8 protein-coding genes and 2 pseudogenes are annotated in these 14,247 nt (G+C 55.5%); 8 read left to right on the top strand and 2 right to left on the bottom strand.

The features are described 5' to 3' along the window. Positions 1 to 322: 322 nt before the first annotated feature. Together HKD27_RS15745 and HKD27_RS15740 are read right to left on the bottom strand one after the other, a co-directional pair. A complete protein-coding gene (locus tag HKD27_RS15745) occupies positions 323 to 601 on the bottom strand; it encodes a transposase (RefSeq protein ID WP_194265635.1) in 279 nt (92 codons plus the stop codon). Positions 602 to 668: 67 nt separating this feature from the next. Further along, a pseudogene (locus tag HKD27_RS15740) lies at positions 669 to 800 on the bottom strand (transposase); the annotation flags it as partial. A 327-nt stretch (positions 801 to 1,127) separates the two neighbouring features. On the opposite strand from HKD27_RS15740, the gene HKD27_RS15735 reads away from it, so the two are divergent. From HKD27_RS15735 to HKD27_RS16550, 8 genes and pseudogenes are all read left to right on the top strand, one after another. Then, a complete protein-coding gene (locus HKD27_RS15735) occupies positions 1,128 to 2,309 on the top strand; it encodes a nitrate/nitrite transporter (protein WP_194690171.1) in 1,182 nt (393 codons plus the stop codon). After that, complete coding sequence (locus tag HKD27_RS15730; protein WP_062493767.1) at positions 2,309 to 3,955, top strand: alginate export family protein; 1,647 nt, start codon at positions 2,309 to 2,311, stop codon at positions 3,953 to 3,955. Before HKD27_RS15735 ends, HKD27_RS15730 begins: the two co-directional genes overlap by 1 nt. A 26-nt stretch (positions 3,956 to 3,981) precedes the next feature. After that, positions 3,982 to 6,882: a nitrite reductase large subunit NirB gene (nirB, locus tag HKD27_RS15725; protein WP_062105930.1), complete on the top strand. Its 2,901-nt coding sequence runs from the start codon at positions 3,982 to 3,984 to the stop codon at positions 6,880 to 6,882. Between the two features lie 5 nt (positions 6,883 to 6,887). Continuing rightward, a complete protein-coding gene (locus HKD27_RS15720) occupies positions 6,888 to 10,811 on the top strand; it encodes a bifunctional nitrate reductase/sulfite reductase flavoprotein subunit alpha (protein WP_194690172.1) in 3,924 nt (1,307 codons plus the stop codon). 15 nt (positions 10,812 to 10,826) lie between these two features. Next, positions 10,827 to 11,408 carry an ANTAR domain-containing response regulator gene (locus tag HKD27_RS15715; RefSeq protein WP_194265633.1) on the top strand — a complete coding sequence of 194 codons (582 nt, stop codon included), beginning with the start codon at positions 10,827 to 10,829 and terminating at the stop codon, positions 11,406 to 11,408. After that, on the top strand, positions 11,405 to 12,385 hold the full coding sequence (locus HKD27_RS15710) for a CmpA/NrtA family ABC transporter substrate-binding protein (protein WP_062105933.1): 981 nt from the start codon (positions 11,405 to 11,407) through the stop codon (positions 12,383 to 12,385). Before HKD27_RS15715 ends, HKD27_RS15710 begins: the two co-directional genes overlap by 4 nt. A gap of 28 nt (positions 12,386 to 12,413) precedes the next feature. After that, positions 12,414 to 12,875: a nitrate reductase associated protein gene (locus tag HKD27_RS15705; RefSeq protein WP_082779982.1), complete on the top strand. Its 462-nt coding sequence runs from the start codon at positions 12,414 to 12,416 to the stop codon at positions 12,873 to 12,875. 199 nt (positions 12,876 to 13,074) lie between these two features. Further along, positions 13,075 to 13,829, top strand: a pseudogene (locus HKD27_RS16550) (IS5 family transposase); the annotation flags it as partial. Between the last annotated feature and the right edge of the window lie 418 nt (positions 13,830 to 14,247).

Below are 14,247 nucleotides of genomic sequence, written 5' to 3'. Positions count from 1 at the left end.
ACGTGCCGACGCCATCTGGTCCGGGGTTAACCCCGGACCAGATGGCCAACAGCAACGCCGTCAGAAGGGCGGCATAACAACAACCGGGTATAGCTTATCAAGCCCGCAAAACTGTCCGAACGGACGGGACCACCTCAACCATAGGTGGAGTTGCTCAGGACAAAATGCTCACGGATATGCGCCAGAACCTTCAAATCGGTGCGCTGGCGTTGGCAAACGGGTCTGGAAATCCAGGCGCGATAACCACGTGTCGATACACGCAGCACACGACACAGGCTCTCGATCGACCAACGGCTACGATGCTCACGGATGAAGGCGAACCTCATATCTTTTGGCTCGCGAAAAACTGTGTGGCTTTTTTTAAGATTTCCCTCTCCTCCCGCAAAACGCGGTTCTCCAGGCGTAGGCGCTCGTTCTCCCGGACCAGATCGGCCTGCGGTTCAGGCACTGACAGATCAGCGGTCCGATACTGCGAAATCCAGTGTCCCAATGTCGATTTGCCAATCCCCAGATCCGCTGCCACGCGGGTCCGTGACAAACCGCTGCTCAAGGCAATCCTTACCGCCTCACGGCGGAATTCTTCTGTGTGCGTCACTGCCATGGTTCCGTGCCTCTCCTGATGTGAGCTTAAAACGCTCAGTCAACCGGCACAAAACCGTAGCAAGTCCACCATTGCGGTTCACAAAAATGATGCCGCTCAGCACACGGCGATCATCGACGCGAGGTTTGCCGTGGCTCTTGGGAAAGAACGGCCGCAGACGCTCCATCTGTTCATCCGTCAGCCAAAACAGATCGCTCATCTTCAGTCTCCTCACCGAGCCTGAATCAGATTTCCACACTCAAATCAATGGGCCCTGAGCCTAACATGAGAAAAGAGGCCATAGCGAGCTATGTCGAAACCAAGAGTCGTTCCGAAACTATATAAATTTCAAAATTTTCTTTTTATTCTGGAATAGGATCATTCCGTAATATAGTCTCCTCACACAATATAGCGAGGCTCCGTCAGTGCCGGTGGAGAGTCGGGTTTGTCCGGTCAGGACAGAGACGCATGGGGTGGATCAATGGCGGTCCACTGGCCCGAGAGGGCGATGATGCATCCTTTTTGATGTGTCGTCTGGAAATGTATTGTGGACAGGGGTTTCCTGAAAGCTGGGCACGCACCCACCCTGCTGGCCGCTTTTCTGTATTTCGACGTCTCATTCATGATCTGGGTTCTGCTGGGGCCTCTCGGCATTGCTATCGCACATGACCTGCATCTGAATGCCGGGCAGAAAGGTCTTCTTGTCGCAACCCCAGTGCTGGCTGGGGCCGGGTTTCGCGTACTGGCAGGCGGCCTCGTGGACGTGTTCGGTCCTCGTCATGTTGCGATTGCGGCGCAGCTTACGGTCATTATAGGCCTTGTCCTGATCTGGTACCTTGCGCCGCATACCTACGCCCAGATGTTTGGGCTTGCGGGTATTCTTGGCATTGCAGGCGCGTCTTTCGCAATCGCCCTTCCCCTTGCCTCTGTTTGGTACCCCCCACACTATCAGGGTACCGCTCTAGGCATTGCAGGTGCAGGCAACTCAGGAACTGCCCTTGCCTCACTTTTTGCGCCTGGACTTGCGGTTCTGGTCGGATGGCGAAATGTCATCGGGCTAGCAACGTTTCCGCTCATCTGCGTTTTGCTGCTTTTTCTCGTTCTTGCCAAGGAACCTGCCAATCGACCGCCATCCCCCGGCCTGCGCGCATGGGGATCCGTTCTGGGATCAGTCGATAGCTGGTTACTGATGTTTTTTTACAGCGTGACCTTCGGGGGGGTCGTTGGTCTTGCGTCTTTCCTGACCATTTATTTCAATGACCAATATAGCCTTTCACCCGCAGTTGCCGGTGCATGCACGGCGTTTGTCGTTTTCGTTGGCTCTTTTGTGCGACCTGTTGGCGGAGCCTTTGCCGATCGCGTTGGGGGTACAAAGGCTCTGATCGTTCTGTATGCAATCGCAGCGTTCTGCTTTGGCATCATCTCTCTCGGGCTTCCGACGATCTATCTCGCATTCCCGGCATTCTTCTTCGGGATGCTGACGCTTGGTCTGGGAAATGGAGCCGTCTTCCAGCTTGTGCCAACTCGTTTCCCGCGTCAGGTCGGCATTCTAACCGGTTTGGTTGGGATGGCTGGCGGTGTTGGCGGGTTTTATCTGGCCCTGTCACTCGGCGAAGCCCGGCAGATCGTCAATTCCTACGGGCCTGGATTTCTTGCCTTTGCCGGGATTTGCCTGATTGCCTGCATCTCCGTTGTTCTGTGTCATCGTCGTTGGATGGAGAAAGCATGATGGCTGGCCTCTCCATTTTTACGCCTCATCCCTATACGCCAGTTCTGGCAGGTCTCGCTTTGGGAGCAATGGCATTCTCCAGCTCTTTGAAAGCTGACGATACCCCTCACCCCAGCACCAAAATTCACCCGTCTGCAACATCAAAAGTAAAAGCGGTCAGCCAGACGGTTCATTCTCAGCAGGGCCGGCCTCTCCACTCCCCGGACTGGGGCGTTTTCAATGCGGGGAACGGCGCCGCTTCCGGTTTCGGGTCAATGACGGGCTTTGGTCAGGTTCGTTGGGCGGAAGACTGGAGCGATGTTGTCAACATGCCGCCCGAACAGCGCAGAAATGACTGGTTCAATCGCCTGAAGTACATTCGCCTCAATGAGAGCGGAAGTATCTGGCTGTCTCTGAATGCGGAGGAACGCTTCCGTTACATCTATGAAAATCAGCCCTTGATGGGGACGGCCGGCAAAACCAATGCCAACCGTATTCTTCTTCGCAATCTGTATGGCGTGGATCTCCATCTGGGGGAGCATGTCCGCGCCTATGCCGAGTTTCTGTACGGCGTTGCTGGAGGCTCCAATACATATGGTTATCAGACAGGCGTTCAAAGGGAGCGACTGGATCTTCAGCAGGGCATTCTGGAAGTAAGGGGTAATATTCTGGGCGCCAAGGCAGGTGTTATTGGCGGCCGTCAGGTATTCCTTGATACGCCAGTCTTCATGCAGTCTGCCAGAGACCTGACCAATGCCCAGCAAACCTGGGATGGTTTCCGTGGCTATGCCATCTGGAAACGTTTTCGGGTGGATCTGTTTGATTTCATGCAGACCAACAAATTGCCTGACGCTGTTTTCGGGGACGGCACGAACTACAGTGCCAGGATGTATGGCGCCATGACGTCCACGGCGCTTCCCGCATTTAGAGCCATGGGAAAGAAGAGCCAGCTTTTCGCAGACGTCTTTTACATCGGCTATCTCTACAGTGGCACTACAGCGTCTATCCCGACCACAACGGGTACAGAGACCGGTTCCAGCCGCCGGGACAATGTCGGCATGCGTTTGTGGGGAAATGTCGGCCCTTTCTCGACGAGCCTGAGCGGTGTGTTTCAGGGAGGCCAGTTTCGGCCAGCACAGCAAAGCCAGCCAACCCGCGCCGTACGGGCTTATGCCGTCAATGCATCCCTGCTGTATAACCGGCCCGATCTTCCGACAAAACCGAGCGCTGGCCTTCAGGCGGATCTGTTCTCCGGCGGCTCCTACAAGAGCAAAGATGGAGCAGTCGGAACATTTGCCTCCCCCTATTTTCCTCTGCCGTATTATAATGACGTCACGTTGTCCGTGACGTCCCAGAACCTGATTGGTGTAGGGCCGCTCGCAACGTTTGCCCTACGGAAAAACCTTCACTTCAAGCTGCATGTTCCTTTCTTCTGGCGGGAAAGCACACAGGATGCGGTTTATGGCACAGGCAAGATCTATTCCTGGCGCAATGGGTTATCCGGCGGCTTTATCGGAGCTGCTCCCCAGACGCAGCTTGCCTGGAATTTTGCTCCGCACTGGACCTGGACGCACGACATCGTGGGCTTCATCGCGTCCCGTAGCATGCACGCAGCAGGCGCAAAGAGCGACGCATTCTACATGCAGACCCTCGAATTCAAGTTCTGACCATGACTGACCCACAGAACGGACGGATGACCATGAAAGAAAACATCATCATCATCGGCAACGGGATGGTTGGACATTACTGCGCCGAGCAGCTCGTCATGCACGGACTGCATGAAACGCATCAAATCCATGTCTTTGGTGCTGAACGCCACCATGCCTATGACCGCGTTCATCTTACGGAATACATGACGGGTCAGGATGCGCTGGCCCTGCGTCTGCATGAGGAAGATTTTCACTCGGCGCACGGCATCACCATGCATCTGGGTGTTCCAGTCATGCGGATCGACCGTGACGCCAGGACCGTGGAAAGTGAAGATGGTCTTCTGCCCTACAGCACCCTGATACTGGCGACAGGCTCTACGCCTTTCGTTCCGTCAGTCCCGGGCAATACCGGAACTGCGGGGCTGGTCTACCGTACGCTTGAAGATCTGGACGTCATCCGTGCCGCGGCTCAGGGCGCTCGCCACGGAACTGTCATCGGCGGAGGGTTACTGGGTCTGGAAGCTGCTCATGCCCTGAAACTTCTAGGGCTGGAGGTCAGTGTTGTTCAGCTTGGAGCACATCTGATGTCAGCCCAGCTCGATGAAGACGGTGGCCGCGCGCTCCGCAGCCGCATCGAGGCGCTGGGTATCGATGTGAGAACGTCACATGCGACAAAGGAAATCGTTGCAGGAGACCAGCACCGTCATCGCCTGATATTCGCAGACAGTCCTTCATTCGAAACCGATATGGTGGTCTTTTCCGCAGGCATCCGCCCTACAGATCAGCTTGGAAGAGCTTGCGGGTTAGCTGTGGGCGCGCGTGGTGGCATCGTGATCGACAATCAGTGCAGGACGTCCGATCCGGGCATTTTTGCCATAGGCGAATGCGCCCTCTGGCAGGGTCAGGTCTTTGGTCTGGTCGGGCCGGGATACACCATGGCACGCACAGTTGCCTCCCTGCTGGCCGGAGAAGATGCGGCCTTCACGGGGGCGGACATGTCTACCAAGCTCAAGCTTCAGGGCGTGGATGTCGGCTCGATCGGCGATGCGCATGGCCGTGAGCCCGGTGCGACGAGCTACCGCTTCATTGGAGAAGCAGACGGTTCCTATCGGCGCCTCGTTCTCTCTGCGGATGGCCAGCGCGTAACCGGGGCGATCCTCGTCGGAGACAACTCCTATTATGACACCATCTTCCAGTATGTTCAGAATGGCATCAAACCACCGGCTGACCCTGCTGTACTGATCCTGCCGCGTGGTGAAGGGGCAGAACTCCTGGGTGCGGATGCCCTGCCCGATACGGCCATGATCTGCTCCTGCCACAACGTCACGAAAGGCTCGATCTGTAACGCCATTGATGCGGGATGCGCTGACCTTGCCGCGCTCAAACAGGGCACAAAAGCCAGTACAGGCTGCGGTGGCTGCGCCGCACTGCTCAAGAGCGTGTTCGAAACGGAACTTGCGGCCAGAGGCATTGAGGTCGATCACAGCCTCTGCGAGCATTTTTCCCATACGCGTCAGGAGCTCTATTCCCTTGTCCGTGTCCACGGGATCCGCAGTTTTGAAGAGCTGATGGCCCGCCATGGTAACGGGGGTCTTGGCTGCGATATCTGCAAGCCAACCGTTGGCTCGATCCTGGCCTCTGCGTGGAACAAGCCGATCACCGATCCGCTCTATATTCCTTTGCAGGACACGAACGACACGTTCATGGCCAATATGCAAAAGAACGGCACTTATTCCGTGGTTCCCCGCATTGCTGGTGGGGAAATTACCCCGGACAGACTGATTGTCCTCGGGCAGGTCGCAAAAAAATATGGCCTTTACACCAAGATCACCGGTGGCCAGCGCGTTGATCTGTTTGGCGCCCAACTGCATCAGCTTCCTGAAATCTGGGGAGAACTTCTGGATGCTGGATTTGAGACAGGGCATGCCTACGGAAAGTCTACCCGGACGGTAAAATCCTGTGTTGGAAGCACCTGGTGCCGTTATGGCGTCCAGGACAGCGTCGGTAAGGCGTTGGATCTGGAGAACCGCTACAAGGGGCTGCGCTCTCCTCACAAGCTTAAATTCGCCGTATCCGGCTGTACCCGTGAATGCGCCGAAGCACAGAGCAAGGATGTGGGCATCATCGCCACGGAGAATGGCTGGAACCTGTATGTCTGTGGCAATGGCGGAATGCGTCCTCGCCATGCAGAGCTGTTCGCGACCGATCTCAATTCAGAAACGCTCGTGAAATACATCGACCGGTTTCTGATGTTCTACATTCGCACCGCAGACAAGCTCCAGCGCACGTCTGTCTGGCGGGAAGGCCTGGAGGGCGGTCTGGATTATCTCAAGGACGTCATTATCAAGGACAGCCTTGGCATTGCCGAAGAGCTGGAGCGTCAGATGCAACACGTGGTCGAAACATACCACTGTGAATGGAAAGATGCCCTCACGGACGGTGAAAAGCTCAAACGTTTCCGCACCTTCGTCAATGACACCCGCCCCGATCCAAACGTTCAGCTTGTTCCTGAGCGCGACCAGGTCAAGCCAGCCCCAAATCAGGCGGCCGTTCCTGAAGAGTCCGGCCCTGTGGAGTGGACAGCCCTCTGCAACACTAGTGATCTGGTGCCAAAATCAGGGGTGGTTGCTTGGTATGAAGGTGCACAGATTGCCCTGTTTTACCTGCCGGAAACAGAAACAACGACAGCCCGTGTTTTTGCCGTAGACAACCATGACCCGTTCTCGAAGGCCAATATCATTGGGCGCGGTATCATGGGGGATCTGCGGGGACAGCTCGTTGTCGCCTCCCCGCTTTACAAACAGCACTTCAATCTCGAAAGCGGGATCTGCCTTGAAGATCCCAGCAAATCCCTGCGCACTTGGGAGGGGCGCCTGACAGCGGAAGGCAAGGTTGAAATCCGCGCCAAGGTTATAGAAACCGCCGCAGAACGTCTTTCTGCCTGACAGTCATGGCACGGGAAGAGATCCGTTCTGTCTGCCCCTATTGCGGTGTCGGTTGCGGCATCGTGCTGGAGGTTGAGAACCATCAGATCGTCAAGGTGCGCGGAGATACCGAGCACCCGACGAATGGTGGTCGCCTATGCACCAAGGGAAGCTCCTGCGACAAACCAGTATCGTCGTCTGCGCGGCTGGATATTGCCCAGATCCGGCCAGATAGAACGTCCCTGCCCGTTCCCACCAAAATGAAGGCTGCCATCAAGGAAACGGCCCGTCGCCTGAAGAACATTCTGGAGGAACATGGACCGGATGCGATCTCCCTGTACGTCTCCGGCCAGATGTCTCTGGAAGCACAGTATCTCGCGAACAAACTCGTCAAGGGATACCTGAGAACACAGCATATCGAGTCCAACTCCCGTCTGTGCATGGCTGCGGCGGGTGCCGGCTACAAGCTCTCTCTGGGCGCAGACGCCCCCCCCGGAAGCTACGAGGACTTTGACTGCACGGACCTGTTCTTCGTGATTGGCGCCAATATGGCCGACTGTCACCCGATCCTGTTCCTGCGTCTGATGGACCGTAAGCGTCAGGGAGCAAAACTCATCGTCGTTGATCCACGGCGGGCTGCGACGGCAGACAAGGCCGACCTGTTCCTTCAGATCCGTCCCGGCACTGATCTGGCTCTGCTGAACGGCCTACTTCACATTCTGGTCCGCGATGACGCGATAGATCCGGACTTTATAGCCAGTGCGACAAAAGGCTGGAGCGAGATGCCCGCTTTTCTCGCGGACTATCATCCCGAGAACGTTGCCGAGATTACCGGTCTTTCGAAGGACGATATCGAAACAACCGCCAGATGGATTGCGGAAGCAGATGCATGGCTGACTTTATGGACCATGGGACTGAACCAGAGCACTTCGGGAGCGTGGAATACCAACGCAATTTGCAATCTTCACCTCGCGACGGGCGCCATCTGTCGCCCGGGGGCTGGGCCTTTTTCCCTTACCGGGCAGCCCAACGCCATGGGTGGCAGGGAAATGGGCTATATGGGACCCGGCCTCCCCGGACAGCGCACGGCATTGGTCGATGATGACCGTGCCTTTGTAGAGCAGCAATGGAAGCTACCCGCAGGAACCATTCGCAAAGCGGGCGGCCATGGCGCGATAGCAATGTTCGAAGCCATGAACCGCGGAGAAATCCGTGCGTGCTGGATCATTTGCACCAACCCTGTCGTGACCGTGCCACGGCGCGCCAACGTCACGGCTGCCCTTGAAGCCGCAGAGTTGGTTATTGTTCAGGATACCTACGCCGACACGGAAACCGCCGCTTATGCGGATATTCTTCTGCCGGGTGCGTTATGGGTCGAAGGAGACGGCGTGCTGGTCAATTCAGACCGTACCATGACGCTGGCCCGGCAGGCTGTCTCCCCGCCTGGTGAAGCCATCGCAGACTGGGACATCATTGCCCGCGTTGCCTGCGAAATGGGCTTTGAGGAGGCTTTCACCTTCTCATCTGCTGCCGAAGTCTTTGCGGAACTCAGCCGTTTCGCGAACCCCAAAACGGGGTACGATATTTCCGGGGTCAGTCATGGCCGCCTGAAATCCGGACCTGTCCAGTGGCCGAACCAGGCGGGGGGCACCCTGCCCCGCCACCCGATCCGCTACCGGCCAGACCCAAATAAACCTCCGGTCTTCGCCACCGATGACGGAAAAGCAATTTTTCATCCTCGGCCTTATCTCCCTTTCGAAGAGCAGCCAGATGAGGATTTTCCTTTCCTGCTCAACACGGGCCGTCTCCAGCACCAATGGCACACGCTCACAAAAACCGGGCGGGTTGATGGACTCAACAAGCTTAACCCCGGGCCTTTTGTCGAAATCGCTCTGGCCGATGCCGAACGACTGGGCATCGGCAAGGAAGATCCTGTCGAGCTTCGGTCACGCCGGGGCACAGCAGTCCTCCCCGCCCGCCCTACCGATCGCGTTGCGCCCGGAACATGCTTCGCGCCCTTTCACTGGAACGACCGTTTCGGCGAAAATCTGACAATCAACGCTGTCACGGCCGATTTCACGGACCCCGTCTCGCTTCAGCCCGGGATCAAACACTGCGCGGTGTCCCTCTCGCGCATCGAACCTGTTTCTGCTTCGGCAGAGGAGAACGCTGCTACTATGCCGCTTGACCACATGACCCAGCATCTTGGCCTCGTTGCTTCAGAGCCACTGGCTCTGTCTGTCGAAAGCCGTCAGTGGTTGACGGGCTTTATGGAAGGCCTGAGGCTTGCTCCACCGGAAAACGAGCTTCCTTTTGTCCCTCTGAGCGCTCCTTTACCGACAGAGCAGAAAGCCAGAATTAATGGCCTTTTAGCAGGCCTATATGCACGCAGTCCTGTAACGAAGGATATTGCTGTTTCGGAAAGCCCGACAAACACCCACCCCAAGCTTCTTATTCGATGGGCCTCCCAAACAGGTCGGGCAGAAGGCTTGGCTCAAGAACTCATAATCTGGCTGAAAGAAAGCGGGCATGACGTCGATGCGATGAGCCTAGAGAGCTGCAAACCGGCCGATCTTTCCGGAACGGTCCTCTTCGTCGTCTCCACCTTCGGCGACGGAGATGCTCCTGATAGTGCCAACGCTTTCTGGGATGAGCTTCGCAAAACCCAAGGATCGCTTGAAGATGTTCGTTACGCCATGGTGGCGCTGGGGGACTCTTCATACGCCAATTTCTGTGGCTTCGGCCGGGCTCTTGATGAACGCCTGAAGGCGCTTGGTGCAATCCCGGTTATGGAACGGCAGGATTGCGAGCCCGATTATGAAGAAACGGTTGAGGTCTGGCAGCACAGATTTCTGTCTGCCTTGGGTGCCAAAGCAGCTTTCACACCAGCCATTCCGTTACCGGACGCACCAGCCATCACACGGGCCACCCCCGTAATTGCACGCGTCAGCCTTAATCATTACTTGACGGGATGTAATAGCGACAAGGAAACCCGGCAGATCGTTCTGAATCTTTCAGGGACTGGACTGCACTATGACCCAGGGGACGCTCTCGGGGTCTGGCCCTGCAATGCTGGCTCAACCGTTGAAACAGTTCTGAACGCTCTGGGGATGTCTTCCGATACGACAGTCTCCGTTCGAGGCCATGGGACCGTGTCTCTGAAAGACGCCCTGACCAGACATTTTGATCTTTCCCGGCCATCTCCTGCGCTTCTGGAAAAATTGGGAGCACAATCTGCCGGCTACCTGCCCGAGTTGCTGGCTGCCACCAAACTCGACGTGCAGGCGCAGGAGATCCCGAACCTTTTCCGCCGGATGCAGCCGCGCCTCTATTCAATCGCATCATCTCTGAAAGCCTACCCTGACAGCGTCCACATTACTGTGGGTATCAATAATGAACCCTACCTTGGCTTATGCTCAAACTGGCTGGCCAGTTTGTCTGAAGGATCTGAGGTTCCCGTCTTTTTGCAGGCAACATCCCAGTTCCGTCTACCGGAAGACGATGCCAAACCTGTCATCATGGTTGGACCGGGCACAGGCATTGCCCCCTTCCGCGCCTTTCTTCAAGAGCGTGCCGCCTGTAACAGTCCCGGCCGAAACTGGCTTTTCTTCGGAGAACGTCATGAAGAAAACGGGTTCTACTATCGCGAGGAACTCGAAGGCTTCATGGCGCAAGGCTGCCTGACGCATCTGCACACGGCATTCTCCCGTGATCAGGACCAACGTATTTATGTCCAGGACCGGATGGAAGAAAACGGGGAAGAACTTTGGAACTGGCTGCAGGAAGGCGCCTATTTCTACGTCTGTGGAGATGCCGCCCGTATGGCTCGGGATGTGGACAGTGCCTTGCGGCGCATCGTGGCACGTCATGGAATTATGTCTTCGGAGCAGGCTGATGACTATGTCAGTACCCTCACCCGAAATGGACGCTACGTCCGTGACGTGTACTGAGCCGGGCCCATGACAATGAAAATTCTTCTCGCAGACGAGAATTCCCAGCGTGCTGGGGCCCTCTCAGAGATTTTGAAAGCTGACCCTTCACTGGAGGTCATCCGGCTTGAGGGTTATGAAAGCCTGATTGCAGCCGTCAAAACTCATGTTCCTGACATTGTGCTCGTGGATATCTGTCGCGCTGATCGCGATGGGCTGGATAGTGTCCGTGCGCTGTCTTGTTCCGGTCTTGAACGCCCCATTGCACTCTTTGTGGACGAAGACGATGAGGCTCTTATGGAAGATGCTTTTGCAGCGGGAGTCTGTTCCTACAATGTGATGGATACGCCCCCTCGGAACGTCAAACTCCTGCTTCGATCGGCAATTGCCCTATATCGCCGCTTTCAGGAAACAACGGCTGAACTGAAAGCGGCTCGGCAGGTCCTTTCAGACCGGGAAACGGTCGATACAGCGAAGAAAACCTTCATGCGCAACGAACGCTGCGGCGAAGCTGAAGCCTATCGTTGGTTCAGACGCCGAGCCATGCAGCAGGCCCGCAAAATGGTGGATGTTGCCGCCGATTACCTCCGGGTTCAGACCAAGGATGATGCATCATGAGTTCTGCCATCAGAATAGGCTTGCTGAGGCTGGCAGATAGCGCCCCTCTGATTATTGCTCGTAACCTAGGAATATTTGAGAGACATGGGCTAGATGCAGAACTTATCGTATCGCCATCCTGGGCCAATGTTGCAGATGGTCTCGTCTGGAACGGACTGGACGCTGCTCTGATTTTTCCGCCTCTGGCGATTATGACAGCGCTTGGTCACCGTGGCCGAGAAATCAATCTCGGGCCGGGCATTCCTGTCAGTCGCGGCGGGAATACGATTGTTCTTCGTGGACCCAAAGTCCCCTCATTCCTCGGGGGAGATTTCACTACAGGACAGCGGAATTTTCAAATCTGGCAGAGAATCCTGAGACGTCGTCCCAAGCTGGCTGTTGTGCACCTGTACTCGACTCACTTCCTTATTTTGATAGACTTTCTCAGGAGCATTCACGCCGATCCGGAACACGACGTGGAAATCGTCGTCATGCCACCTGACCGCATGATTGATGCCTTGGGCTCCCAAGAAATCGACGGCTTTTGTGCCGGCCCACCGTGGGGAACTGAAGCTGATATTCGTGGCATTGGGTTCATCGTGACTGGTTCCATCAGCATCCGCCCCGGTCATTTGGAGAAAACTCTCGTGACGACGCAACGATGGAGCCAGAGTTCACCTGCGTTGTCACAAGCTCTTAAGAGAGCCGTCGGCGAAGCGACACACTTTTGTATGGACCCCAACAATTCTGCAGAAGTCGTTCGTCAACTTTCCAACTCTCTTGCGAACGGCGGCCTTGCCCTTCCCCCGGAAGCAACCGCACAAATCATGCCGGGTCACAAGACACCAAACTCCATGCAATTCGATTTTTCGGCGTTAGATGACGACTTTTCGATCAACTGGATGACTCAGGCCATGCAGGCACAATGTTGGTTAACTCCAGCCAACATGACGCGGCTTTACGAACTGGGCTGGCTCACACCCGCACCTATTTCCTGAACAACCCTAATTTTTCAGAGACAGAACCATGAGCACAGATCTGCAAATATTTGGTTTCGAACGCGACTTTGCCGATACACTGCGCTGTATTCCAATGAGCGTGCGCATGAAACTTGATGAGTGTGGAATAAAACTGAGCCTTCGCCAGTGGAGCCGTTTCAATTACAAAGATCGCTACGAACTCTGTTACCGTTCGACAGAGTCAGATGTCGATAAACAGCACTATCGTCAATTTCTGAAAGAATTAATTCGAGCACGCTCCAACGAAGAACCTGTTTTTCTTGCTACACCGCAACCTACAGAGTGGAAAGATGGACACTCTGTACCGACGTGCCTCCAGAAGCAGATTTTAGAAAAAAATCTTTCCCCTGTGTCGCCACAAAAATGGGCGACCTTAACCCCATTACAACGATTTTCTCTTATAAAACTCTGCCGATCCGGCCACGAAAATCACAATCTTCCTGCGGCTTTGAGAGAATTTACTCTTTGAGAGTGTTTAATATTGGGGTCGCTTTGAAAATGAATTTCCTGATTCTAAAGTCCAGCTTTTGCGCTTAAGCTCTCTGGGCTAAACACTAGGTCGTGTTGACAAAAGGTCTATACGATCATCCTGAGATCTGATTCACTGGTTGCTTCTACGAAGGCGATAAGGTGAAGCGGGGATGGCACGAGGGGATCTGACGGATCGTGAATGGGCGCTGATTGGTCCGCTTTTGCCATCCGAGCGTGGCCGTTGGGCACGACCATCCGGAGATAACCGCCGGTTTCTCAACGGCATGTTGTATGTCCTGCGCACCGGTTGTCCGTGGCGGGACATGCATGAGCGCTACGGAAAATGGAACTCTGTCTATGTCAGGTTCCGGCGTTGGGCTGAACAGGGTGTCTGGGATGCCCTGCTGCAAACCCTGGTGGACCTGGGTCTGAGTGATGACTGGCAGCATATGGTCGACAGTACCGTGGTCCGCGCCCACTCCCAGGCAACAGGTGCAAAAGGGGGGCTCATACGGAGGGTTTTGGTCGCTCACGCGGCGGCTTTACGAGCAAAATCCACGCCCGGTGCGACAATCAAGGACGTCCTTTCGGCTTTGCCCTTAGCGGAGGTCAGGTCTCGGATTACAAGGCCACAGATGCCCTGATGGCGTTTCCGGTTCCAAACCCCAAAGCCATGCTGGCTGATCGGGGCTATGACAGCGACGGCTTCCGCCAGGATCTGCTGTTCCGTGGGATACTGCCGGTTATTCCATCACGCAAAGGCCGCAACGCTCCACAGAAAACAGACTGGCGGCGTTACAGAGACCGCAATCGCATTGAGCGGATGTTCAACAGGCTCAAGCAGATGCGCCGTATTGCAACCCGATACGACAAAACCGCCTTATCATTCATAAGCTTCCTCAATCTCGCCGCCGCGAGGCTTTGGATTGAATCTTTTGTCAACGCGACCTAGGGATGTTGCCGAGGCGCATGTTTGGCCATCCGGATGGCATGATATTCGAGACTGTCATGGATCGCGCAACGCATGGTATGCGTCACGCTGCTGCACACGCCACCTTTCTTTCGGAAGGCGGACAAATGGATCGCGCGCCCATCGAGCGAATACACAGTTCATAAATGTATAAACATTATCGGAACCCCCTTCCGTTTAGGATACTCGAATATAAAACTATGCTTAATAAACAAGTATTATTTCTTGCAACATGAATTCCGATATAATAAATTGAGGTGGTCAGAGGTGGTCCCGTCCGTTCGGACAATTTTGCGGGCTTGATAAGCTATACCCGGTTGTTGTTATGCCGCCCTTCTGACGGCGTTGCTGTTGGCCATCTGGTCCGGGGTTAACCCCGGACCAGATGGCGTCGGCACGT

It is taken from the genome of Gluconobacter sp. R75690, from assembly GCF_015244525.1.
Classification (GTDB): Bacteria; Pseudomonadota; Alphaproteobacteria; order Acetobacterales; family Acetobacteraceae; genus Gluconobacter; species Gluconobacter potus.
Note: the sequence above shows the minus strand (reverse complement) of the source record. Positions and strands in the feature narration are given on the sequence as shown.